At 70.8% G+C, this 22,172-nt stretch carries 22 protein-coding genes; 1 reads left to right on the forward strand and 21 read right to left on the reverse strand.

Going from position 1 to position 22,172, the window contains the following annotated elements; translation table 11 throughout:
• Positions 1 to 2: 2 nt before the first annotated feature.
• The 19 genes from gspN to WMF14_RS49075 all read right to left on the reverse strand — a co-directional run bounded on the left by gspN (position 3) and on the right by WMF14_RS49075 (position 19,318).
• On the reverse strand, positions 3 to 1,277 hold the full coding sequence (gspN, locus tag WMF14_RS48985) for a type II secretion system protein GspN (protein WP_272096913.1): 1,275 nt from the start codon (positions 1,275 to 1,277) through the stop codon (positions 3 to 5).
• Positions 1,274 to 1,873, reverse strand: coding sequence for a hypothetical protein (locus tag WMF14_RS48990; protein ID WP_272096915.1), 600 nt, complete (start codon positions 1,871 to 1,873; stop codon positions 1,274 to 1,276). The genes gspN and WMF14_RS48990 overlap by 4 nt, the downstream gene beginning before the upstream one ends.
• Positions 1,870 to 3,390 carry a type IV pilus biogenesis protein PilM gene (pilM, locus tag WMF14_RS48995; RefSeq protein WP_437797885.1) on the reverse strand — a complete coding sequence of 507 codons (1,521 nt, stop codon included), beginning with the start codon at positions 3,388 to 3,390 and terminating at the stop codon, positions 1,870 to 1,872. Before pilM ends, WMF14_RS48990 begins: the two co-directional genes overlap by 4 nt.
• A 27-nt stretch (positions 3,391 to 3,417) precedes the next feature.
• On the reverse strand, positions 3,418 to 4,944 hold the full coding sequence (locus tag WMF14_RS49000; protein ID WP_437797886.1) for a general secretion pathway protein GspK: 1,527 nt from the start codon (positions 4,942 to 4,944) through the stop codon (positions 3,418 to 3,420).
• Between the two features lie 3 nt (positions 4,945 to 4,947).
• Positions 4,948 to 5,658 (reverse strand): type II secretion system protein GspJ, encoded by a 711-nt coding sequence (locus tag WMF14_RS49005; protein WP_437797888.1) that lies wholly within the window; start codon positions 5,656 to 5,658, stop codon positions 4,948 to 4,950.
• Positions 5,655 to 6,314 carry a type IV pilus modification PilV family protein gene (locus WMF14_RS49010; RefSeq protein ID WP_272096919.1) on the reverse strand — a complete coding sequence of 220 codons (660 nt, stop codon included), beginning with the start codon at positions 6,312 to 6,314 and terminating at the stop codon, positions 5,655 to 5,657. The genes WMF14_RS49005 and WMF14_RS49010 overlap by 4 nt, the downstream gene beginning before the upstream one ends.
• Entirely contained in the window at positions 6,314 to 7,012 is a 699-nt protein-coding gene (locus WMF14_RS49015; RefSeq protein ID WP_272096920.1) for a pilus assembly FimT family protein, read from the reverse strand. Before WMF14_RS49015 ends, WMF14_RS49010 begins: the two co-directional genes overlap by 1 nt.
• A 25-nt stretch (positions 7,013 to 7,037) precedes the next feature.
• Positions 7,038 to 7,487, reverse strand: coding sequence for a type II secretion system protein (locus WMF14_RS49020; RefSeq protein ID WP_437530284.1), 450 nt, complete (start codon positions 7,485 to 7,487; stop codon positions 7,038 to 7,040).
• A gap of 3 nt (positions 7,488 to 7,490) precedes the next feature.
• Positions 7,491 to 7,904, reverse strand: a complete 414-nt coding sequence (locus tag WMF14_RS49025; RefSeq protein WP_437326756.1) for a type II secretion system protein GspG — start codon at positions 7,902 to 7,904, stop codon at positions 7,491 to 7,493.
• Positions 7,905 to 7,910: 6 nt separating this feature from the next.
• Positions 7,911 to 9,137 carry a type II secretion system inner membrane protein GspF gene (gene gspF, locus WMF14_RS49030; protein WP_437797891.1) on the reverse strand — a complete coding sequence of 409 codons (1,227 nt, stop codon included), beginning with the start codon at positions 9,135 to 9,137 and terminating at the stop codon, positions 7,911 to 7,913.
• An 8-nt stretch (positions 9,138 to 9,145) separates the two neighbouring features.
• Entirely contained in the window at positions 9,146 to 10,924 is a 1,779-nt protein-coding gene (gspE, locus tag WMF14_RS49035) for a type II secretion system ATPase GspE (protein WP_437797893.1), read from the reverse strand.
• Positions 10,921 to 13,530 (reverse strand): type II secretion system secretin GspD, encoded by a 2,610-nt coding sequence (gene gspD / locus WMF14_RS49040; protein WP_437797895.1) that lies wholly within the window; start codon positions 13,528 to 13,530, stop codon positions 10,921 to 10,923. The genes gspE and gspD overlap by 4 nt, the downstream gene beginning before the upstream one ends.
• Before the next feature lie 50 nt (positions 13,531 to 13,580).
• Positions 13,581 to 13,892 (reverse strand): hypothetical protein, encoded by a 312-nt coding sequence (locus tag WMF14_RS49045; protein WP_437797897.1) that lies wholly within the window; start codon positions 13,890 to 13,892, stop codon positions 13,581 to 13,583.
• A gap of 41 nt (positions 13,893 to 13,933) precedes the next feature.
• Positions 13,934 to 14,914, reverse strand: a complete 981-nt coding sequence (gspC, locus tag WMF14_RS49050) for a type II secretion system protein GspC (protein ID WP_437797899.1) — start codon at positions 14,912 to 14,914, stop codon at positions 13,934 to 13,936.
• 204 nt (positions 14,915 to 15,118) lie between these two features.
• The gene (locus WMF14_RS49055; protein ID WP_437797900.1) at positions 15,119 to 16,525 is read right to left on the reverse strand and encodes a sigma-54-dependent transcriptional regulator; all 1,407 of its coding nucleotides are present in this window, start codon (positions 16,523 to 16,525) and stop codon (positions 15,119 to 15,121) included.
• A gap of 130 nt (positions 16,526 to 16,655) precedes the next feature.
• On the reverse strand, positions 16,656 to 17,222 hold the full coding sequence (locus WMF14_RS49060) for an isochorismatase family protein (RefSeq protein ID WP_272096929.1): 567 nt from the start codon (positions 17,220 to 17,222) through the stop codon (positions 16,656 to 16,658).
• Positions 17,223 to 17,227: 5 nt separating this feature from the next.
• Positions 17,228 to 17,671 (reverse strand): hypothetical protein, encoded by a 444-nt coding sequence (locus WMF14_RS49065; protein ID WP_272096930.1) that lies wholly within the window; start codon positions 17,669 to 17,671, stop codon positions 17,228 to 17,230.
• The gene (locus WMF14_RS49070; protein ID WP_272096931.1) at positions 17,671 to 18,054 is read right to left on the reverse strand and encodes a (2Fe-2S) ferredoxin domain-containing protein; all 384 of its coding nucleotides are present in this window, start codon (positions 18,052 to 18,054) and stop codon (positions 17,671 to 17,673) included. The genes WMF14_RS49065 and WMF14_RS49070 overlap by 1 nt, the downstream gene beginning before the upstream one ends.
• 631 nt (positions 18,055 to 18,685) lie before the next feature.
• A complete protein-coding gene (locus tag WMF14_RS49075) occupies positions 18,686 to 19,318 on the reverse strand; it encodes a hypothetical protein (RefSeq protein ID WP_437797904.1) in 633 nt (210 codons plus the stop codon).
• Positions 19,319 to 19,434: 116 nt separating this feature from the next.
• On the opposite strand from WMF14_RS49075, the gene WMF14_RS49080 reads away from it, so the two are divergent.
• A complete protein-coding gene (locus WMF14_RS49080; RefSeq protein WP_437797907.1) occupies positions 19,435 to 20,145 on the forward strand; it encodes a TetR/AcrR family transcriptional regulator in 711 nt (236 codons plus the stop codon).
• A gap of 31 nt (positions 20,146 to 20,176) precedes the next feature.
• Here the strand turns inward: WMF14_RS49080 and hisN are convergent, their stop codons facing one another.
• Entirely contained in the window at positions 20,177 to 20,974 is a 798-nt protein-coding gene (gene hisN, locus WMF14_RS49085; RefSeq protein ID WP_272096934.1) for a histidinol-phosphatase, read from the reverse strand.
• 118 nt (positions 20,975 to 21,092) lie between these two features.
• Entirely contained in the window at positions 21,093 to 22,100 is a 1,008-nt protein-coding gene (locus tag WMF14_RS49090; RefSeq protein WP_437797910.1) for an alpha/beta hydrolase, read from the reverse strand.
• Between the last annotated feature and the right edge of the window lie 72 nt (positions 22,101 to 22,172).

Raw genomic sequence — 22,172 nt, forward strand, 5'->3', positions numbered from 1 at the left:
CTCTATTCAACGGGAGGCGTGCCCTCGCCGTCTACGGGCGGAGGGGACGGCGGCCGTGTGGGCGACTCGTCCTCGGTGGAGGGCGGGGGCGGTGGCGGGGGCATCATGGGGGGCTCGTGCTCCTCGCCGTCCCTCGGGGCGGCCTCGGAGGCGCCGAGGGGCATGTTGATGCCGCCGGGCTTCCTCGTGGTCGTGGCCGGGCTCGCGCCAGGCGTGCGGCCCCGAGCGGCGGGCGACTCGGCTGCGTGCGGGTCGAACCGGGGCTTCTTCAGCGGGCCGTGGACGTGCCAGCCGTAGAAGCCGTCGGCTCGCTTGGACCGCTTCATCTTGGGCTGCTGCATCTCGATCAGCCCGGGCACGCTCGACCCCGGCGCGCCGAGCAGCGATTTCGTGAGATCGCTCTTCGATCGGTAGGCGTCGGTGAACTTGAAGCGCACGTAGAGATCCGCCGTGGAGTTGTTCCACGGCTCGCGCATGTTGACCTTGCCGTCGCCGTCGAGCTCGAGGTCCTGGCCGTTCGCGGACATCTTCGTGACCTTGAGGACGCCGTCCTTCGCCTCCGCCGACAGGAGCAGCTCCCCCAGCTTGGCCTCCGGGAGCGCGATGAGCCCCTGGATCTTCGTCTTGCCGTCGCCGACCGAGACCTCCTTGGCGGAGACCTCGAGCGCGCCGTTCGCCTTGTTGAATTTGCCCTCGGGGGCGCTGAGATCGAGGTTCGCGCTCAGCGTGCCGGCGATCGGCAGGCCAAGGATCTCCCCGAGCGGACCCACCTTGGCGAGCTCCACGTTCGCGACCTCGACGTGGACGTCGCCGCCCGATCGGCCCATCGGGACCACGCCCTCGATCTCGCCGCCGAACACGCTGGCCCAGAACGAGACCCGCATCCGCCCGATCAGGAGGGGCAGGATCTTCAGCCGCGCGTGCGCCTCGTCGATCTCGATGACGCTCGGCTTCGGCGCGCTGTCCTTGGCGGCGTCGCCCGAGGCGAAGGCCGCGGCGCCGCTCGGCCTGCTGCCCGAGCCGAGCTCGCCCGGCGGCAGGATGAGCCGCACGCCCTTCATCTCGACCCCCGTGAACCAGTACGAGTCGAGCTCGTCGATCTCGAGGCGCTGCGCCTGGCTCGGGCCCCGCTTCTGCTGCGTGCGGTCGAACTCGGCGATCAGCCGGTCCTTGAGCCGGTCGTAGGGGAACGTGAGGTAGCCGAAGAGGCCCAGACAGAAGAGGTAAAAGAGCGGATAAGCCGCCCACCTCGCGATCTTGATGAGCCGCGCCTTCATGGCTCCTGCTCCTCTTCGGCGGCGGGGGGCGCCGACGGCGCGGGGGGGGTCGCCGGCGGGGGCTCGCCCTTCCGGTCGAACGCGGAGATGCCGAGCTCGACCTCGTAGGAGTCCGGCTCGCCGGCGCGCGGCTTGAGGTTCAGCTTCGTCACCGCGACCGGGTGGCCCGAGCCCTCGATGTGCTCGAGCATCTTCGCGAGCCCGAGCATCCCGATCCTGTGCATCTTCACCACCGTGATCCGCTCGGTGTACTTCTTGCCGTGCGGGACGTCGGGGCGATCCTGCGACTCGGCGGCGGTGAGCTGCTGCTGCTTCGCCGCGTCCTCGATGAAGCCGGCGAGCGCGGGCGCCGGCCGCGAATAGCGCGCGAGCAGCGCGTCCTTCAGCGCCTTGCGCTCGCTGACCTTCCCCGAGGCCTCGTAGATCGACTGGAGCAGATCGCGGATCTCCTGGTTCTCGGCGCGCTTGCTGGACGCGACGCTCGCGAGCCCGATCGGCACGAGCAAGAGGACGATCACCGCCAGGAATCCGAGGAGGATGGTGAGGAGCCGGCGCTCGCGCGGCTCCAGCTTGTCGAGTCGCTCGCGGAGCGTCATCGCGATCCCTCCGGCTTCTCCGGCGCGCCGGCCGAGGCGCTCTCCGCCGCGTCAGCGGCGCCGGTCTTCTTCTTCTTCGCCTTGTCCTCGCACTTGAGATCCAGCTCGAGGACGTACTTGTGCTTGCCCTCCGTGAACTGGCTCGTGCGGCCGATCTTCACGTCGCGGAAGCAGCGGTGCTCCTTCATGTGATCCGCGATGATCTGCGCGTCCGAGACCGACGGGACGACGCCCTGGAGGGTCACGTGGCCGCGGTTCACGTCGAGCTCGAGCACGTCGTGCGTGATCTCCTTCGGCACGGCCTTCGAGAGCTGCACCATGACGTCGAAGGCGTCGACGCGGGGCATCGGGTCCTCGTCGGCCGCGCCGGGGCCCTGCTCGAGCAGCTCGCGGGCCTTCTGCGGGTCGCTCGTCTCCTCGCCGAGCACGTCGTGGGAGGCGGTCGCGAGCGAGGCGGCGAGCAGCTCCCGCTCCGCGTCGAGGGTGCGCAGCTCCGCGACGATGGAGAAGCCGAAGCTCAGCGCGATGACGGTGCCGAGGCCGGCGAGGATCGGGATCTTCTCGCGCAGGAACGGGTAGCTGCGCTCGGCCTCGAGCGCGCCCTTCCGGAGGTTGAACCCCTTGGTCTTCGGCGTCAGCCCGAGCGCGAGCCCGAGCGCCTTGGCGAAGCGGGGCAGCGCCGCGGCCTGCTCGGGCGTGAGCCCCTCGATGCGAGGGGTCGGGAGCGGCAGGATCGTGAGGCCGAGCTGCGTCGACAGGAACATCTCCGCGCCCTGCGCTGTGGCGCCGCCGCCGACGAGGTACATCCCCGCGAGCGGCTCGCCGCCGAGGTTGCGCCACGCCGCGAGCGTCTGGCGCAGCTCGCGCGCGAGCGCCGGCGCGGTGCCGGGGAGGCCGGCCGTCCCGCGCGACAGCGTCCTGGCGAAGACCGGCTCGCCGCCGGAGACGATCACGATCTCGGACGTGAGGTAGTCGAGGTCGAGCAGGGCGATCGGCGCGCTACCGCCGGCCGACGACGGCGCGGCGAGCTCCGGCATCACCGCCTCGAGGTTGGCGAGCGACACCGCGCCCAGCGCGACCCGCTCCGGCTCGAAGCCGAGCGCCTCCTTCACGACGGCGATGCGCTCGCGCACGTCGTCCGTGCGCGCGACGGCGGCGAAGACCGGCAGCGTCTCCACGCCGGGCGATCGCTTGAGCAGGCGGTGGTCGAAGACGGCGTCTTCCATCTCGAACGGCACCGTGGCCTCGAGCTCGAAGCCGAGGACGTTCTCGACCTCCTTCTGCGCGGCCGCGGGCAGGTCGAGGCGGCGGTAGAACGATTTCTCTCCGGAGAGCGCGATCGCCGCGGCGTCGGGGCGATGGAGCCCCACGGCGGCGCGGATGGCCTCGGCCTCGGAGACGGCGTCCGTGACGGCCGCCTCGCCGAGGGCCTCGACGAAGACCCTCCTGTACGTGGTGCGGATGAGCGCCGCCCGCACCACGGATTTCCCAGCATCTATCCCGAGCAGCCTGTGCATTTGCGCGCTTCTTCCCGGAGGGGTGTCCTATTCGATGCGATAGTAGATGATCGTCCCGGCAGGGTTCGATCGTACCTGTTGCTCGTACGTTTCCGGCGTTGGAGCGGCGCCACCGCTGCCGCCATTGCCACCGTTGCCGCTACTGCCGCTACTGCCGCTGCTGCCGCTGCTGCCGCTGCTGCCGCTCTGGCTGAGCGGCGTCGCCCCCGTGAGGTCGACCACCGCATGGACGCGCACGCGCGTCTCACGCTTGTTTCCAGGGACGATGCCATCGGCGTAGATGCTCAGGAAGTTGGTCCTGTTGCCGAGCGACTTCGTGACGTTCGGCTTGAACTTCACCGCTTCCACGCCCATCGCCTTGAACTGCTGCCCGAGCATCCCCCCGAGCGAGCTGCCCGCCTTCTGGGTCATCGCATCGACATAATCTTTCGGTGTGGGGAAGAGCAGCCCCCCGGTCATGCTCTGCACGAGCGACGCCACGGTGAGGAACGCCGTCTGCTGGTTCACGTCGGTGCAGAGCGTCGTCGTCGCGATATCCACGAAATCGGCGGTGCACGTGAGCCTGAGCAGCGTCAGCGCGTTCGCAGACGAGACGTTCACCTTCTGCTTCCGGCTGCCCCAGACGGTCAGGACCCTCTTGTCCGGGTTGCTCGGATCCGGGTCGACGAACGTCGCCCAGAAGTCGTCGTTCATGCCCCGGACCAGCCGCAGCTCGTCGATCGAGTCGAACGGGGCGTTCTTGCGCTGATAGGCGAGGCCGACCGTCTGGTAGAAGCTGTCCTCTGCGCCGGTGGAGCTCGGGGCGTTCGACGTCGCGTCGCAGGCGAACGTCTGGTCGCCGGGGTCGGCCCAGTCGATGAGCGCGCTGCAGATGGTCGCGCGGTCCGAGAACTGGCCGTCTCCGTCGCGCTCCTCGAAGAGCGCGTTGTACTGCGCGTCGCTCATCAGGCTGAGCAGCTGGTTCCCCACGGCGATCTGATCGGAGATGCCGCCCACGTCGTCGGCTGCGCGGTTGACGTTGATCTTCGAGTCCTCGTCGACGATCTTGAGCTCGAAGCGGCCGCCGCCGGTGAGCCCCAGGTTCTTGCCCGCCGCGCTGCCCTCGCCCGCGGCCTCGGGGGACGGCGCCGCGCTGCCCTCGCCCGCGGCCCCGGCGAGCTGCGCGTTGAAGGGGCCGAGGAACATGTCGGTGAACTTCCAGACCGGCACCTGGAACTTCCCCTTGATCCCGACGATCGCGAGCATCGGTCCGATCGCCGTGCTGACGCTCGGCTCGGAGGCGATGAGCATCCGCGACAGGTTCACGGCGCTCTTCGCGTAGTACTCGGCCCGCAGCGCGTCGCGATCGGCGAGCGCCGCGGAGAGCTCGGTCGAGGTCTCCTCCTGGAGCTCGGTCAGGAACACGGTGAGCACCGTGATCGCGCCGAGCACCATGACCAGCGCCACGCCGCGCCGGTCGCGCCGCCTCCGGAGGCGGCGGTGCGCGCGTGCGCGCCTGGAGCGCGGCCTGTCTGCGGCGCGGTCCTCGGCGTGGGGGCTCCTCGGGCGGCTCATGGCTCAGTTGGCCCCGAAGGCGATGGGGACCTGCATCGGGAGTGGCACCTTCGACTCGAACTTGATCGGCTGCCCGCCAGGCCCGCCGTTCAGGACCAGCGTCACCCACACCTGCGAGGGGAGCCGGTCGAGCTGCGCCGCCGGCTGCGTCGAGTCCCACGAGTCGACCCACTCCCCGGTGATCGGGTCGAGGTACTGGAGGTTGAAGCTCTCGATGTCCTCGGCGAGCACGTTGACGACTCCGCCCCTCGTCGGCTCGGTGTCGATGGTCCTCGCCTCTCGCCGCACGAGATCGAGCCTGTCGTGCTCCGGGTCGCGCGCGCCGAAATAGCCGATCTCGCACTGATCGGACTCGTGCGCGTTCCGGAGGAGCCTCCGGTGCGCGAACGCGGTGAAATCGACGCGGTCGGCGGGCGACGAGTCCTCGCCGGCGAACGCGGTGAGCCGCGCGACGATGTTCTTGTCGGCCGGCTGGTGCCTGGACAGGAAGGCCGTCTGGAGCTCGCGCGAGATGCGCGCGATCGCCGCGCGGCCCTGGTGGTAGCGATCGCCCATCCGCGAGATGCCCGAGCGCGCGCGGCTCATGCCGTCGAACGCGCCGTAGATGAGCGTCCCGATCAGCGCCAGGATGCCGACCGAGACGAGGACCTCGAGGAGGGTCACCGCGCGCGAGCGGCGGCGCCTGCGGGGAGAGCTCGTCCTTCGCGCCGTCACGGTCCTCCTCCTCCCTCGCCCGTGCCCGCGTCGGGCTGGCCCATCTGGGGGATCGTGACCCACTGCACGAGCTCGAACGAGTGCTCCCGAGACCCTTGCTGCCAGGTCAGCTTGACCGTCACCCGCCGCGCGCTCGCCTCGAAGATGGGCTGGAGCGTCGGCGCGAGCATGTCGACGAACGGCTGCAGGAGCCCCGAGATCCCGCCGGCCGACTCGCCGCCCCCCGCGCCGCCGCCGACCAGCGATTGCGCGAGATCGTCGAGGTTGCCGCTCGGGGCCGCGGTGCCGCTCGACTCGCCCGGCTTGCCGAGCGCCCCGAGCCCCTCGAGGTTGGTGTCGAGGTCCAGATCGCCGTACTTGGGCTCGGGCATCTCGGGCTTCTCGATGCGCCAGCTGCACTTGATGTTGGGCGACTCGTCGCCCTCGCAGCACGGCCCGCTGTCGGCCTCGTCGAGCGCCGGCAGGCCGTCCTTGGCGAGCCGCTCCTCGAGCTCGGTCATCTTGCAGCGCGCGAGCCCGTTCGCGAGGCTGAGGTTCCTCGCGTGCGCCGCGGCCGAGAAGGCGCCGGCCTGCGCGGAGAGGATCGCCGTCAGCCCGAGGCCGAGGATGGCGACCGCCACCATCACCTCGAGCAGGGTGAAGCCGCGGGCGCGCATCAAAACCCCGTGTCCTCGCGCTCGGACGCCTCGGCGTCGTCGCGCGGCCTGGGCATGCTCGCCTTGCCCTTCCTGAGCTCCGTCTTGCCGGTCAGCGGCGAGACGAGCACCGTCATCACCGCGTCTTCGGTCTCCCCGCCGCCGAGGCTGAGCTGGATCGCGGCGTGCTCGGTCTGGCCTCCGGGCCAGAAGTAGAGATACGCCCGCCCCTCCGTCACGGGCTCGTCCTGGTGCCCGGTCTCCACCTGGAGGAAGCGCACGCCGCTCGACAGCTCCTTGCCGGGCCTGTCCTTCTCGGGGTTGAAGCCGTACGCCTTCGCCGGCTCGAACGACGGCCGCGGCGCGCGCGGCCCCTTCAGGATCGCCTCGGCCTCCGCCGTGGCCGCCTTCTCGGCCTCCGTCGCCGCGGCGGCGCCGCCGGCCCGGTCGTTCCGCTCGACGAGGAGCTCGCCCGTGGACTCCTCGAGCACGATCATCCGCTCCTCGAAATCGAACACCAGCCGCACCGGCTTCGACTTCGCGTTCGCGTGGGCGTACGCGACCCGGACGGCGCCCGCGAGCAGCGCCGCGCTGCGCTTCAGCCGCGCGCTCGTGACCGCGCCCATGCCGAGCATGACCGAGCCGCTGATGAGCGCGATCACCGTGACGGTGATCAGCACCTCGACCAGCGTGAGTCCCCTCGTCCGGCGGCGTGTCATGGGCGCTCCTGCTCCCGGCGCGGCGCTACATCTCCGCGATCTTGTTGAGATCCGATTGCTTCATGTCATCCCGGATGTCGTCCGGGGTGTTCTCTTTCTTGTCGTCGCCGGACGAGACGACATGGACGTCGTTGTTCTCGTCGCACTTGATCTTGTACGGCTGGCCCCAGGGATCGTCCGTCTTGTTGCCGTCGATCTGCTTCGCGCTGACCAGCGCCTGGATCGTCGGGCACCCCTCGCTGCCCGCCCCGAGCTGCTGGTACTGCTCGGCGGCGCTCTTGATGATCGTCGCCCCGGTATAGGCGCTCTTGACGCGCGACTGCTTGAGCTTCGGCCACACCACGAGCGTGGCGCCGCCGGCGATGATCGCCATGATCGTCACGACGATGAGCACCTCGACCAGGGTCACGCCCCGCGAGAGCTTCCGGCTCAGCCGTCGAATCCTTCTTGCGCTGCTTGCTCTGTTCGTCTCCATCTCTCACTCCACCCTGTCAAGGCCGCCTATTTCGCCGTCCGGCCCGTCGCTCATGAGATCGTATCCGTCCGGATCCTTCCTTCCAGGGCAGGTGAGCCGGAGCGGCCTGCCCCACGCGTCGACCGGGTCGATCGCGAGGTATCCCTCGCGCTTCAGCTCTTCCAGGGAACCCGGGCACCGCCGCTCGTGATCGGCGCGGTACAGGGTGATCGCCCCGTGGACCACGGACAACGTCGCGCGGGTCGAGCGAATTCCCACGAGCCGCCGCTCGCGCGCGCCGAGGAGCAGCAGGAGGACCACCATCGCGAGGCCGGCGGCGAAGGGCCTCGCCCGCGCCATGCCGGTCCGCCGGAAGAGCCCGCCGCCGCGCTCCCAGGGGAAGAAGATCGTGCTCTCTCGCTGCCTGCGCCGCCCCATAGCCACCTACCCGACGAAGCTCGACATCTGGATGAGCGGCATGAGGATGGATATCGCGATGAACGCGACCGCGCCGCCCATGATGACGATCATGAGCGGCTCGAGCAGGCTCGTGAGCACCTGGACGCGGGTCTCCACGGCGGAGTCGTAGGCGTTGGCCACGTTCTCCAGCATCGCCTCCAGCTGCCCGCTCCTCTCGCCGATGGCGATCATGTGGGTGACGATCGGCGGGAACCGGCCGCTCCGCTTCAGCGGCTCGGCGATGCTCTGGCCCTCGCGGATCGACGCGATGGCGTCGACGATGACCTTCTCCAGCGCGGCGTTGCCGAGCACGCTCCGGACGATGTCCATCGCGCTGAGGAGCGCGACGCCCGACGACAGCAGGGTCGCGAGGGTCCGCGCGAAGCGCGCGATGGACAGCATCTGGATGAGCTTGCCGAAGATGGGCGCCCGCAGCACGAACGTGTCCCAAGAGAGGCGGCCCTTCGGCGTCCGCACCCAGCGGCGGAACCCGTACACCGCGCCCACGATCGCGAGCAGGACGAGCCACCAGTAGCTCGAGGCGAACGCCGACGTGCCGATGAGCGCCGCCGTGTACCAGGGCAGCGCCTGGTCCATGGAGGCGAAGATGCCTGTCACGTTCGGCACGACCGCGACCATGAGGACCGAGATGAGCCCGATGCCGATGAGCGCCATCAGCGCGGGGTAGGCGAGGGCGGCGGTCACCTTGCCCACGAGCTTCGCCTGGTTCTCCATGAAGGTGGTCAGGCGGGTCAGCACGCCCTCGAGCGTGCCGGACGCCTCGCCGGCGCGCACCATGCTCACGTAGAGCGGCGGGAAGACCGAGGGGTGCGCCTCGAGCGCCTTGGCGAAGCTCGTGCCTTCGCGCACCTGCTCGCGCACCTGCGTGAGCACCTTCTTCAGCGACTCCTTCTCGACCTGCTCGATGAGCGCGTTCAGCGACTCGAAGAGCGGGATGCCGGCGCCGATGAGCGTCGCGAGCTGGCGGGTCATCACGGCGATGTCCGACGTCGAGGGGCGGCCCGCGAAGGCGAAGATCTTGATATCGCGCTTCGCCTTCGCCTTCGCGGCCTGCTCCTCGGTCGCGCCGGTGAGCATGATGCCGTCCTTGCGCAGGGCGACCCGGAGGGACTTCGCGTTCTCCGCGTCGCGGACCCCTTTGACCGGCTTTCCGGTGCCGACGAGGATGCCTTTGTATTCGAATACCGCCACGGCCTTCCCTACTCGTCGACGATGACGTCTTCCTGCGTCGCCGCGAGGACCTCCTCGACGGTGGTGATGCCCTTGAGCACCTTGCGCGCCCCGTCGTCCCGGAGCGTATCCATCCCCTGGGAGATGGCGACCCGCTTGATGGTCTGCGCGTCCGCGCTCTTCAGGATGTGCGGACCCACGGCGTCGTCGATGACCATCTGCTCGTAGATGCCCCGCCGGCCGATGAAGCCCTTCTGGTTGCAGGCATCGCAGCCCCCGGGCTTGTAGAACACGGCCCGATCGATGTCCTGCCCGATGTAGTCGTATTTCTGTCCGTGCACGCTGTAGCGGACCGAGACCTTCCGCCGCGCCTTCCAGGCGAGCCGGTCCTCGTCGAGGCCGAGCTGCTGCAGCTCGTAGTCGGAGGGCCGGTAGGGGACCTTGCACGCCGGGCAGAGCAGGCGCACGAGGCGCTGGGCGAGGATGCCGATCACGCTGCTCCGCACGAGGAAGGGCTCGATCTCCATCTCGACGAGGCGGGTCACCGCGCTGGCCGCGTCGTTCGTGTGGAGGGTCGAGAGCACCAGGTGGCCGGTGAGCGACGCGTGGATGGCGATCTCTGCGGTCTCCTTGTCGCGGATCTCGCCGACCATGATCACGTCCGGATCCTGGCGGAGGAACGCGCGGAGCGCCGAGGCGAAGGTGAGCCCGATCCCGGGGTGGACGTGGATCTGGTGGATGCCGCCGATCTCGTACTCGACCGGGTCCTCGGCCGTGAGGATGTTCCGGCTGGGCTCGTTGATCCGGTTGAGGCAGGCGTAGAGCGTGGTCGTCTTGCCGCTGCCGGTCGGGCCGGTGACGAGGATGATGCCGTCCGGCCGCTGGATGAGCGCGTCCATGATGGCGAACTCGCGCGGCGCGAAGCCGAGGTCGTCGAGCCCGAGCAGGACCGACGCCTTGTGCAGGATGCGCATCACGATCCGCTCGAAGCCGCGGCTCGTCGGCACGGTCGAGACGCGGATGTCGACGCTCTTGCCCGCGATCTTCAGCGTGATGCGGCCGTCCTGCGGGAGCCGCTTCTCGGCGATGTTGAGCGCCGCCATGATCTTCACGCGGGCGATGATCGGCGCCATGAACTGCTTCGAGGCGCGCTTCGCGACGTAGAGCTCGCCGTCGATCCGGTAGCGGACGACGACGTCGCGCTCCTCGGGCTCGATGTGGATGTCGCTCGCCCGCTCGCGGACCGCCTGCGCGAAGAGGCCGTTGACCCAGGCGATGATCGGGGCGTCGTCGTCGGAGTCGATGATGTCGACGAGGTTGTCCTCCTCGAGCGCCGTGTCGCCCTCGAGCTTCGCGCCGCCGTCCTCCTTGCGCTCCCAGATGCGGTTGATCGCGTTCAGCACGACGTCGCTCGTGGCGACCGCGATCTCGACGGGCTTGCCGAACAGCGCCCGCACGTCGTCGATCGCCGTCGTGTCGAGGGGGTCGGCGACGGCGCAGTAGACGACCCCGTCGTGCTCGGCGAGCGGCAGGATCTTGTGCTGCTTGGCGTACGTGATCGGCACCCGGCTCGCGAGATCGAGCGGCACCGCGTCGATGTCGATGCGCGGGAGGAGGCCGACCTCGCACTCCTCCGCGAGCGCCTTGGCGATGCTCGCCTCGTCGGCGATGTTGGACGAGACGATGAGGTCCGCGAGCGGCTGACCGCGCTCGCGGACGGTGTCGTAGAGCGGCACCAGCCGCTCCGCGGGGACGACGCCCCGCCGGATCAGGATCTCGCCGAGGTACTGCTGCTGCTGCAGGCTCATTCCACGCGCTCCATCTGCCGTCCGCCCGGCGGCCGCCGCGTGGGCCGCGGCGGCGGGGCGCCGTTCGGCGGCGGCGGCAGCTGGGCCGGCTCGCCCTCCATGTCGACCATGCCGGGCTGCATATTCACCGCGCCGGTGGCCTTGCCGCCGAACGTCGGCAGGCCGACCGGATCCACCGGCACGTGCTCGCGCGGCCCCTTCGGGCGCGCCTCCTCCTCGAGGCGCGCCCGCTCTTCCTCGGCCAGCATCGACTGGCGGATGTCCTCGAGGAGCCCGTTCGCGCGGCCGAAGTCGCGCGGCGGCTCCCACGCGGCGCTCTCGCTGAAGACGAAGTAACGGTCGATGAACTCCTGCCGCTCCTGCATCTTGCGCTCGAAGATGGTCCGGAGGTCGTCCTGGTCGCGGATCACGTAGGGCGTCAGCACGAGGAGGAGGTTCGTCTTCGTCTTCGTCTTGACCCGCTGCCGGAAGAGGAACCCGAGCACCGGGATGTCGCCCAGCACGGGGATCTTCGTCTCCGAGGTGGTCATGCCGTCGCGCATGAGGCCGCCGATCACGACGGTCTGCTGGTCCCGGACGACGAGCGTTGTGCTCGCGGTGCGCTTGTTGATGGGGATCGCGCCGAGCGCGCCCTCGAGGGGGGCGCCCGCGTCGGAGATCTCCTCGGAGAGCTCCAGCCGCACCTGATCCGAGTCGTTGACGTGAGGGACGACCTTGATCTTCGTGCCGACGTCCTGGCGCGCGGCGGCGCCGCCGCCGAGGCCGCCGAGGCCGCCGAGCAGGCCGCCGAGCGCGCCGAGCCCGCCCGCCGCGCCCGCGCCCCCCGCCAGGCTCGCGAGCTGGTTGAGCCCGCCGCCGCCCACGTTGGTCTGCAGCGGGATGTTCTGGCCGATCGAGATCTCGGCCGCCACGTTGTCGGTCGCGAGGATGTGCGGCGTCGCGAGGACGTTGGAGTCGCCGTCCTGGGCCAGCGCGTGGAGGACGACGCCGAACGCGGGGATCGAGATGCCCGTCCCGAGGATGTTGTTCGAGCCCGTGATCGCGGGTCCCTTGACGCCCAGCGCGAGCGCGCCGAGCTGCGCCGGCAGGCCGATGACGGACTGGCGGATGTTGTTGCCGCCGTAGACGACGCTGTCGTCGGCATTGAGGCCGTCGAACGGCGCGCCGGCGTGGTAGCCGATGCCGAAATCGAGCGAGCGGCTGACGTTCACGTCCATGATCACGGCCTCGATGAACACCTGCCGCCGGGGCTCGTCGAGCTGGTCGATCACGGTGCGCAGCTGGGCGTAGTCGTGGGGTGACGACGTGATGAGGAGCTTGTTGCTCGCCTCGTCGCAGGTGACCTTGACCTGCCCCTCGAAGATGTCGTCGGTCGAGCCCGGCACCGCCTGGGCGGCGCGCGCGCCCGGCCTGCCGCCGACGGCCGCTCCGCCCCCGCCCGCTCCGCCGCCGAGGATCTGGTTCAGCGTCGCCGACAGCTCCTTGCAGCCGGCGTGCTGGAGCGACAGCACGTGGACCTGCCCCTCGCCCGTCTGCGGCACGTCGAGGCGCTTCAGGATGCCGAGGACGCGCAGGTAGTCCGGCTCGGTCGCGGTGATGACGAGGGAGTTGGTCCTGTCGTCCGCGATGATGCGGGCGCCGGTGCCGCCGGCGCCGCCCCTGCCGGGCCTGCCACCGCCCGCCCCGGCCCTGCTCGGGTCGACGATCTCGTTCAGCTTGGTCGCGACCTCCGCCGCGGAGCCGTAATGAACGGGCTGCACCCAGAGCTGATCGCCGGCGCCGCCGACGTCGATCTCCTCGACGATCCGGAGCATGCGCTGGATGTTCGACCCGGTGTCCGTGATGATGAGCAGGTTGCCGGGCGGGTAGACGGTGACGTCGCCGTCCTTCGATTTGAACTTGCTCAGGACGCCGCCCGCCTCGTTGGCGTCGATATGCGACAGCCGGTACATGCGGGTGACGAACCGGTCCTCCGCGGGCACGGGCGTGGCGGCCCCGAACACGGGCGTCGTCTCGGACACCGCGCCTGGCGTCTCCACGATCTTGAGGAAGCGGCCGTGGGGGATGACGGTGAGATCGTTCGAGGCGAGGATCGACAGGAACGCGCTGTACGCCTCGGCGACGGTCACCTTCTCCGGCGCGTACACCGTGGCCTTGATCTGCCGGAGCTTGCCGCCGTAGATGAAGCGGCGCCCGGTGATGTTGCTGATGGCCTTCACGAGCTCGGGGAGGTCGGCCTCGTCGAGGTTGAAGCTGACCTTGTAGCCGCCGGGCTTCGGCTTGAACTCGATCTCCTGGACCCCTTGCTTGACCGCGGCGAGCGGGTCGTCGCCGGCGTCGCCCGGAGCGCCTGCCGCGGGCGCGGCTGCGCCCGGCGCGCCGGCGGGTGGGGCGCCTGCGGCCGGCGCGGCTGGCGCGCCCGGCGCAGGCGCGGGGCGGGCGGGCGCCGGCGGGACCTGGCCGGGGGTCCGCAGCACGGGGGCGCCGCGGTTCGCGGGCTGCGCTGCGGCGGGCGGCGCCGCGGCGGCGAGCACGAGCGCCGCCACCGGCGCGGCGAGGAGCCTCCTCCGGAGGCAGCAGGATCGCTCGAGGGTCGTCATCACCATCAGTCGACTCGATATTCTCTGCGTTGGTTGGTAGGGGGAGGCGGCGCCGCTCAGTCAGCGTTCGGCGCGCTCTCGCGCGCGGCCGGCGAGGGGGGCCGCGGCCGCTTCGAGCGGGAGGTCTTGCCCAGGGCGGTCTTGGTCGCGCCGGCGGCGGCCTCGCTGTCGGCCTCCTCCGTCGTGTCCGCCGCGGACTCCTTGTCGTGGGACGTCTCGTGGGGCGGCAGGACGGCCTTGGCGACCGACACGAGGACGAGGCTCATGACCCCGACGAACGTGAGGGAGCCGAGGACGAACGTGCCGATCACCATCAGCGTCCGCCGGAGCAGGCTCCCCTCGTTCAGCGTCCCTATCCATCGCGCCATGCCGCTACCCTGCTTTCGTCCCTGGATTCAGTCCGGAGCGCTCACTTGATGTTGAAGTCGATGTTCATCGGCTTGCCCTTGCGGTTGATGCTCACCGTGAGCCGGTCCGCCGTCCGGAGCCGCGCGTAGGCCTCGAGGGCCTTCTGCGGATCGCTCATCTCAAACCCGTTGATGCTGGACAGCCGATCTCCGTTCTCCAGCCCGAGCGTCCCCAGCAGAGAGTCCGGGCGAATCCCGAAGAGACGGATGCCCACCACCTTGTCTCCCTCCTTCTCGGGGACGATGCGCGCGGAGCGCATCAGCTCGCCCTGGTTCTCCAGGATGTGGTCGACGGCGCTGCGCTCCACGTTGAACTCCGTCTCGCTCACGCGCTGGATCTTCGAGGCGATCTCCGGCGGGATCTTCTTGCCGGCACGGGCGGCGGGCTTCGCCGCGGCGCCCGTCGACGTCGTCGGGGGCGCCGGCGCCGGCGCGGCGCTGGCGCGGGCGACGGCGCGGCTGCCAACGATGGCCTGGCACCGCGAGCTGCCGGACGTCAGCCAGACCCGATCCCACCCCACGTAGTAAACGGTCTGCCCGCTGATCTCATCCCCCTGCCGCCGCAAGATCGCCTTGCCGTCCGAGCCGGTCATGGCCGCGAACGACCACGCGGGATCGTCGGCCTGCGTGATGAGGAGGACGCGGGCGCCGTCGCAGGACGGGTCCGCGTACGGGTCCTTGTTGGGCAGCTCGTGCTGGACGGTCGGGAGCTCGACGGGCTTGCCGTCGAGCGGCCCCGTCACCGAGTCGAACGGGTTGCGCGAGAGGATCGCCGCGGCGCTCGTCGTGTGGTCCGTGCTGCTCGCGGTCGGCCCGAACGACGCCGGGCGCGTCGGATGGCTGGGCGGCGCCGGCGGGGCGTCGATCGCGACGCTGGAGACCACGAGCTGACCCATGCCCGACGCCTGGAAGTAGGCGGCGAGCGCGATCAGCGCGCCCAGCACCCAGGGAAAATACCGCTTCAGGATCGCGTCGATGCCCATGCGCCCATCCTCCTCTAGGCGAGTTTCATGCCAGCGGTCAATCGCCGGTGGTTTCCCGCGTCTTCACGAAATTTCGGAAGCTGTCCCGCCAAGGTGACGAACCCCGGGTGTGTCGGACGGCCTCCTTTGCCAAAGTGACAAATGGATTTTCGCGGCGGCCGGCGCGCAGGCGCGCGCGGTGTCCGCGGGACGGCGCGCGCGGCGTCACTCCAGCTCGCCGAGCTTTCGGTAGATGGTGCGCGTCGAGATGCCGAGCAACTGCGCGGCCACGGATTTGTCCCCGCGGGCGTGGCGGAGCGTCTCGCGGATGAGCCTGCGCTCCACCTCGTCGAGGGGCGTGCCGACCGAGAAGGTGAGCGAGCTCGGCTCGGCGGGGGCGGCCTCGCGGATGAAGTCGGGCAGGTCGTCGACCGAGAGCTGGTCGCTGCGGCAGAGGACCACGGCGCGCTCGATCACGTTCTCGAGCTCGCGCACGTTGCCCGGCCACGTGTAGTCGGTCAGGCGCGCGAGCACGTCGCGCGGCGCCTCCAGGCGGGGGCGGTTGTTCTTCGTGCAGTAGATGCCGAGGAAGTGGTCGACGAGGAGCGGGATGTCCTCGCGGCGGGTCCGGAGCGGGGGCGCCGTGATCGCGATCACGTTGAGCCGGTAGAACAGGTCCTCGCGGAAGCGGCCCGCGGCGACCTCGGCGCGGAGGTCCTTGTTGGTGGCCGCGACCAGGCGCACGTCCGCGCGCACCGTGTCGCCGCCGACGGGCTCGTACTCGCCCTCCTGCAGCACGCGGAGGAGCTTCACCTGCACGGCGGGCGAGAGCTCGCCGATCTCGTCGAGGAACAGCGTGCCGCCGGCCGCCTTGGCGAAGCGGCCGTCGCGCTTCGCGAGGGCGCCGGTGAACGCCCCGCGCTCGTGGCCGAAGAGCTCGGCCTCGAGGATGGTCTCCGGGATGGCCGCGCAGTTGACCGCGACGAACGGCCCCCGCGAGCGCGCGCTGCGCTCGTGGATGAAGCGCGCGAGCAGCTCCTTGCCGGTGCCGCTCTCGCCGAGCACGAGCACCGTGGCGCTCGAGGGCGCCGCCTGGGTCGCGATGTCGAGCACGCGGCGGAGCGTCGGGCTCGATCCGACGATCTCGCGCTTCGTGAGCAGCTTGATCTCCTGCCGGAGCGAGCGGTTCTCGGCGACGAGCGACTGGCGCTCGGCGGCCTTGCGCACGCTCTTGATGATCGTCATCCGCTTGAGCGGCTTCTCCACGAAGTCGTAGGCGCCCTCGCGCATGGCCTGGACCGCGGTCTCGACGGTCCCGTAGGCGGTCATCATCACGACCTCGGTGTCGGGCGCGAGCTGCTTCAGCGCGCGGAGCAGCTCCAGGCCGCTGACGCCCGGCATCATCAGGTCGGTCAGGACGACCTCGACGCGGCGGCTGCGCACGATCTCCAGCGCCGCCTTCGCGCTGTCCGCCGTGATGACGCGCATGCCGTCGCGCTGGAAGATCTTCTCGATGGAGGCGACGTTCGACGGCTCGTCATCGACCACGAGGACCGTCGGCGCGCCGGGCGGCGGCGCGGCGGGGCCAGCGGGCGGCGCGCTCGGGGGGACTTGTGCCAGATCGTCAGCCATGCGCCACTGTGTCACAGGCGTTGGCGGCATGTCCAGGAGAGCACGGGTCTGACAACGTCCGAGCCGGCGCCTGACAAACTGACACGCCGACCTGGTCCCCGCGCGCCGCCCGCGAAGATCGCGGGATCGGTCAGCGGATGAGCTTCGAGAGCTGCTTGAAGTCGTCCGTTCCGGCGATCTTGAGCCAGTCGAAGACGACGGTCTCCGCGGTGGTGATGGTGGCGCCTGCGGCGCGGCAGAGATCGAGGCCGGCGAGCCGGTGGTCGTCGCGGCGGGAGGCGACGCCGTCGAGCGGCACCTGGACGAGGACGCCGCGCGCCGCGAGGTCGCGCACGGTCTGGAAGACGCAGACGTGCGCCTCCACGCCGACGACGATGGCGGCGCGGGGCGCGCGCCCGGTCGACGTGCGCAAGGCGCGCTCGAACTCGGCGGAGCCGCAGGCGGAGAACTCCATCTTGGGGATGACGGGCGCGCCCGCCTGGGCGAGCCGCTCGGCGATGGGCGCGATGGTCGGGCCGAGGCCCGCGGGGTACTGCTCGGTGGCGATGATCGCCGCGCCGAGCCGCCGCGCCGCCTCGATCAGCACCGTGGCCGCGCGGGTCAGCGCGTCCATCTGGGGCGCCGGCATCGCGGCGGCGAGCTTCTCCTGGACGTCGATGACGATGACCGCGCTGTCTGCGGGCTCGATCCTTTGCATGGTGGCTACCTCGTGGCCCGGAAGCTCCTCAGGAACCGGAGCAGGTCGCTCCGCAGGTCGAAGCGGAGGAGCGCCTCGCCGATCAGCGCGCCGCCGTCGCCGACGAGGACGCCGGGCAGGACGGTCATCGACGTCATGAGATCGCCGGGGCGCACGGTCTTCCGGCCGGCGAACGCGCAGCGGCGGCCGTCGTTGGCGGTGAACTCGAAGGAGTAGGGCAGGGTCCCGGTGCGCGCGACGTCGAGGCCGAGCCGCCCGGAGAGGTAGCGGTGGTCGGCGAAGCCCTCGGCGTCGATCTCGCCCTCGATCTCGACCTCGGGCTTGCGCAGGAAGTCGAGGAGGCCGCGTGAGCGCGCGCGGATCGTGAACGACATGGGCCGCTCGTCGGACGGCGAGTCGACCAGGTGGAAGCTCCCGGCCATGGTCTCGCAGAACTCGAAGCCGCGCATCACGGCTCCGGCGGGGCGCCGCGCGGCGGCGCCGGCAGCGGCGGGGCGGCGGTCGCCTCCGTGTAGTCCTCGGGCGGGAGCACGAGCCGCTCGACGCGGCGGCCCGAGGCGAGGGCGTCGACGATCTCCGGGACGTCGGCGGGGGTCACGCGGCCGTAGAAGTAGCCGTCCGGCTCCACGGCGATGACGGGGCCTGCCCAGCAGACGTCGAGGCAGCTCGCGGAGCAGGCGCGCGCCTCGACCTTCGCGAGCCCCCGCTCGGCGAGCGCGGCCTTGAGCTGCACGTGGATGCCTTCGGCGCCGCGCTGAGCGCAGGAGCCCTTGGGAACGCCGTCCGGGCGGCGGTTGACGCAGACGAAGAGGTAGCGCTTTCGCTGGGGCACGAGGCGGATCCTCGTGCGTCGCGGCGGCCAGGTCAAGCTGGCGAGGGGGAGGGCGGGGTGCGTCGGGGGGCGCGTCGAGCTTCGGCAGGGGGGCGCGCCGGCGGCCGGACGGGCGCACAGATGCTGTGCGCGAGGCATTCTCAGGTCCTGTGGCGTACTGTACTCGCCTCGGAGTTTGTCGACGATCGTGGCGGTTCAGACTTCTTCGGAACCCCATTCGTCAAGGTTATCGAGGCTGCGGTTTGACAGGAGGCTACTGTGCCACATCCCGGGGGTTTTCATGGCCACAGATGACTACGGACTCATTCCAATGGTAGCAAACCACCTTGGTTTGAGCCCAGTTCCAGCGCAGTGGAGAGGGATCGATGCGGTCCTCCCGATCTTGGAGCGCATGCGCGGCGACGGGGCGATCATCCTGATAAAGCTTGATGGTGGTAGAGGTCTGTCCGATAACGACCCAACTACTGTCCTTGCTTCCGGTGGACCTCTCAAGGGCGATTTTGTTCGCGCGGACGTGTCATCGATTGAGCACGGTATCGCAGAGGTGGTCGTGGAGTATGCGAGAAGGTGTTGGGGGTTCGTTGAACCCTCGTAATCTGTTCGGGGGTTGAACGCCGGCAGGCTCCTCGCCTCAGGCCCCCGCTTCCGCGGCGCTTCGCGCGCGGTGCCGGCGCAGCGCCAGGTTCACGATCCCGATCGGCGCCACGACGAGCACCGCCGCGAACCCGAGGACGCCGACAACGAGCCCCGCGAGGCTCGCGAGCGCGAGCCAGAGCACGTCGAGCGCCGCAGGGCCGGAGCCGGACGAAGAGCGCTCATCGACGCGCATCTCCCTGCGCAGCGCGCCGACCTCTCGATCGAGCAGCTCCTCGAACGGACGGCCATACAGGCTCTCGCTGCGGCGGCCGCGGAAGAACGCGCGGATCGTCCGGCGCGGCGCCGAGAGGAGCCCCGCGAAGAGGCCGCCCAGGTTGAGCTGCCAGGCCGCGACGAAGCCCTTGCAGCCGGCGCCGATCTCCCACGCCGCGATCTCGAACTCGCCGGTCGCGTTCGTGTCGTAGCCCGTCAGCACGTGGTGCAGGTCGTGGTAACGCACGGCGCGCACGCGCGCCCGGGTGTTCGGGAACGGGACCGGGAGCGGACCGAGCTTGAAGTCGACCCACGCGTCGCCATACCCGCCGTCCGCGCCGAAGCGGTTCACCTCGAAGTAGAGCGCCCGCGCCTCCCGCATCGTGAGGCCTTCGTCGTAATGCACAAGAGCCATGGCACCACCCTCGTTCGATGACTTCAGTCACTGACCATGGTCATTCATCGCGCTCGTTCTGTCAAGGAGATCGCCGCTTGACGGGGAGGCATCCTCGGCAACAGAGTTCCCCGTCGATGAGCAAGGTCATTACAAGCGCGACGAAACGCCGGAGGCGATCCGCCGCGCCGCGAGCTCTGGTCGCGTCCGCGCCGGTCGCCTCGGCGCCGAGCGCGCCGGCCCCCGAGCGCGGCGGGCGCGCCCAGCAGAAGCTCGACACCCGCCGGCGGATCCGGGACGCCGCGTGGGCGCTCTTCACCGAGCTCGGGTACGACGACACGACGACCAAGGCGGTGGCGGAGCGCGCGGAGGTCGCGACGGGGACGGTGTTCGTGCACGCGCGCGACAAGGCCGACCTGCTCATGATGGTGATGCACGACCGGCTCGCGGCCGCGGTCGACGCGGCGTTCGAGGCGCTGCCGCGCAAAGAGCCCCTGCTCCCTCAGCTCATCCACGTGTTCCAGCGGCTGTTCGCGATGTACGGCGAGCAGCCGCTCGTCTCGCAGGCGTTCGTGAAGGCCTTCCCCGGCGCGTCGGGTCCGAACGGAGAGCGGCTGAACGCGCTCACGTTCGCGTTCCTGCACCGCATCGCGGGCCTCGTGCGCGACGCGCAGGCGCGCCGCGAGGTCGCGGGCGACATCGACCCGCTCGCCGCGGCGCACAACATCTTCGCCCTCTACTTCGCGGCGCTCCTGTCCTGGCTCAGCGGCTTCGTGACGCTCGCGGCGGCGCTGGATCCCGTGCTGAAGAGCTCGCTCGCCCTCCAGTTCCGAGGGCTCCGCGCGTGAGGCGCCGCCGGCGCTCCAACGTCGGCGCGCGTCAGCGCGCGCCCTGCCGGGGATCGCCGGCGCGGAGCGCGGCGAGCACCTCGGCGTGGGTGCGCGGGTCGCCGGCGGCCACCACGTCACCGGCGCTCGCGGCGTCGAGCGGGCGCCCTTCCCAGTCCGTCATGACCCCTCCGGCGCCGGTGATCACCGGGACGAGCGCCGCGAAATCGTGGAGCTTGAGGCCATACTCGACGACCACGTCGATGCTGCCGCTCGCCACGAGGCCATACTGGTAGCAATCCCCGCCGTAGCTCACGAGCTTGGCCCGGGACGCGACCTCCCCGAAGGCGCGGGTCTTCGCCGGCGGGAAGTACTGCGGGCCCGTGGTGGAGAGGCGCGCGAGCGGCAGCCCCGCGCACGCCCGGACGCGCGCCGGCTCGCCGTTCCAGAGCGTCTGCCGGCCCAGGACGCCGAGCCAGCGATCGCCGAGGACGGGCTGGTCGATGACGCCGAGCACCGGCCGCCCCCGGTGCAGCAGGGCGATGAGCGTGCCGAAGAGCGGCTTGCCCGTGATGAACGCCTTCGTCCCGTCGATGGGATCGAGCACCCACACGAGCTCCGCTGCCTCGTTCTGGCGGCCGAGCTCCTCTCCCACGATCCCGTGTCCCGGCGCGCGCGCGGCGAGCAGCTCGCGTATCGCCGCCTCGGCCTCGCGGTCGGCGATCGTGACAGGGCTCGCGTCCGCCTTGTCGTCGGCCTCGATGCCCTTGCGAAAGTAGCGCCGGATCACGGCGCCGCTGGCGTCCGCGAGCCGCTCTGCCAGCTCGACCAGGTCCTGGGAAGGGGTCATCGTCTCCTCCGTGGGCCCTCGAGGCGAGCCTCACCGCGCGATCCCCTACGCGCGCCGCCCGCTCACGGCAACCACCTCGCCCCGCAGCGCCGCGGAGCGAGCTCCGCATCAGGCAGCATCAGGCAGCGTCAGGCCGCGTCGCCGCTGCCGCGCTCGACGACAGGCGCGCTCGGAGATACGCGCCCAGCGCGTCCGTGCCCCGCGCGCCCTCCGGGTGGAAGTCGGCCAGCACCGGCCCGTTGTGGGGCATGTCCCGCAGCACGTCGAGCGTGACGTCGACGCCCACCTCGCGGGCGCGCCGCGCGAGCTCCTGGCCCTCGTCGTGGAGGCGCTCGGCGTCGCCGACCTGGATGAACAGCGAGGCCAGCCCCTCCAGACGCGCGTGGAGCGGTGACAGCCGGGGATCGTCCAGCGGGGTCGCGCCCGCGAAATCGCGCGCCTGGCGCAGGAGACCCTCCCGGGTGCCGTAATCGGTCGAGTCGTTCGCGATCGCCGAGGCGCTGCTCGCGGTGAGGTCGAGCCAGGGAGAGATGAGCGCGGCGCAGCGCGCCTGCGCGCCGCGGTCGCGCAGCGCGAGCTGCGTGACGAGCGCGAGGTTGCCGCCGGCGGAGTCGCCGGCGAGCGCGATCTCCCCCGGCGCATGGCCGCGCTCGATCAGCGCGTCAAAGGCGGCGAGCGCGTCCTCGAGCTGCGCTGGATAGCGGTGCTCCGGCGCGAGCCGGTAGTCGATGCCCACGACGCGGGCGCCGCTCGCCAGCGCCAGCCGCGCCATGAGGTCCGCGTGGGTCCTCGTGGAGCCGAACAGGTACGAGCCGCCGTGGAGGTAGAGGACGACGCCGCGCGACGCCGCGCCAGGAGGCTCGAACCAGACCGCGGGGACGCCCTTCAAGGTGTCGTCCATGCGCTTCACGCGCCGGACGGCCTTCTGGGAGTACGGGCGCGCGTCGAGCTCGGCCCTGACGTCCGGGTAGGGCCGGTCGAGCACGTAGGCGAAATCGCGGCGGAGAAAGCGGACCACCCACTCGAAGCCGAAGCCCCAGCTCGGGCGCGCGGGCCCCCGGCGGGCGCGCTCCGTCGTGGTCTCCACGAAGGCGAGGCCGAACATCTTCATCAGGCGAAGCATCATGGCGGGCATCGTAGCGGACGACCCCCCGCGATCGCGGCGGCCTCCACCCACGCCGGTCCGAGCGCCGCGCCG

This window comes from Sorangium sp. So ce693, from assembly GCF_051521375.1.
Lineage (GTDB): Bacteria > Myxococcota_A > Polyangia > Polyangiales > Polyangiaceae > Sorangium > Sorangium atrum.

Bases quoted from the DNA above. Each gene is read 5' to 3' on its own strand.
- gspN (WP_272096913.1), bottom strand. From the start codon at position 1,277: ATGAAGGCGCGGCTCATCAAGATCGCGAGGTGGGCGGCTTATCCGCTC.
- WMF14_RS48990 (WP_272096915.1), bottom strand. From the start codon at position 1,873: ATGACGCTCCGCGAGCGACTCGACAAGCTGGAGCCGCGCGAGCGCCGG.
- pilM (WP_437797885.1), bottom strand. From the start codon at position 3,390: ATGCACAGGCTGCTCGGGATAGATGCTGGGAAATCCGTGGTGCGGGCG.
- WMF14_RS49000 (WP_437797886.1), bottom strand. From the start codon at position 4,944: ATGAGCCGCCCGAGGAGCCCCCACGCCGAGGACCGCGCCGCAGACAGG.
- WMF14_RS49010 (WP_272096919.1), bottom strand. From the start codon at position 6,314: ATGCGCGCCCGCGGCTTCACCCTGCTCGAGGTGATGGTGGCGGTCGCC.
- WMF14_RS49015 (WP_272096920.1), bottom strand. From the start codon at position 7,012: ATGACACGCCGCCGGACGAGGGGACTCACGCTGGTCGAGGTGCTGATC.
- WMF14_RS49020 (WP_437530284.1), bottom strand. From the start codon at position 7,487: ATGGAGACGAACAGAGCAAGCAGCGCAAGAAGGATTCGACGGCTGAGC.
- WMF14_RS49025 (WP_437326756.1), bottom strand. From the start codon at position 7,904: ATGGGGCGGCGCAGGCAGCGAGAGAGCACGATCTTCTTCCCCTGGGAG.
- gspE (WP_437797893.1), bottom strand. From the start codon at position 10,924: ATGAGCCTGCAGCAGCAGCAGTACCTCGGCGAGATCCTGATCCGGCGG.
- gspD (WP_437797895.1), bottom strand. From the start codon at position 13,530: ATGGTGATGACGACCCTCGAGCGATCCTGCTGCCTCCGGAGGAGGCTC.
- WMF14_RS49045 (WP_437797897.1), bottom strand. From the start codon at position 13,892: ATGGCGCGATGGATAGGGACGCTGAACGAGGGGAGCCTGCTCCGGCGG.
- gspC (WP_437797899.1), bottom strand. From the start codon at position 14,914: ATGGGCATCGACGCGATCCTGAAGCGGTATTTTCCCTGGGTGCTGGGC.
- WMF14_RS49055 (WP_437797900.1), bottom strand. From the start codon at position 16,525: ATGGCTGACGATCTGGCACAAGTCCCCCCGAGCGCGCCGCCCGCTGGC.
- WMF14_RS49060 (WP_272096929.1), bottom strand. From the start codon at position 17,222: ATGCAAAGGATCGAGCCCGCAGACAGCGCGGTCATCGTCATCGACGTC.
- WMF14_RS49065 (WP_272096930.1), bottom strand. From the start codon at position 17,671: ATGCGCGGCTTCGAGTTCTGCGAGACCATGGCCGGGAGCTTCCACCTG.
- WMF14_RS49075 (WP_437797904.1), bottom strand. From the start codon at position 19,318: ATGGCTCTTGTGCATTACGACGAAGGCCTCACGATGCGGGAGGCGCGG.
- WMF14_RS49080 (WP_437797907.1), top strand. From the start codon at position 19,435: ATGAGCAAGGTCATTACAAGCGCGACGAAACGCCGGAGGCGATCCGCC.
- hisN (WP_272096934.1), bottom strand. From the start codon at position 20,974: ATGACCCCTTCCCAGGACCTGGTCGAGCTGGCAGAGCGGCTCGCGGAC.
- WMF14_RS49090 (WP_437797910.1), bottom strand. From the start codon at position 22,100: ATGATGCTTCGCCTGATGAAGATGTTCGGCCTCGCCTTCGTGGAGACC.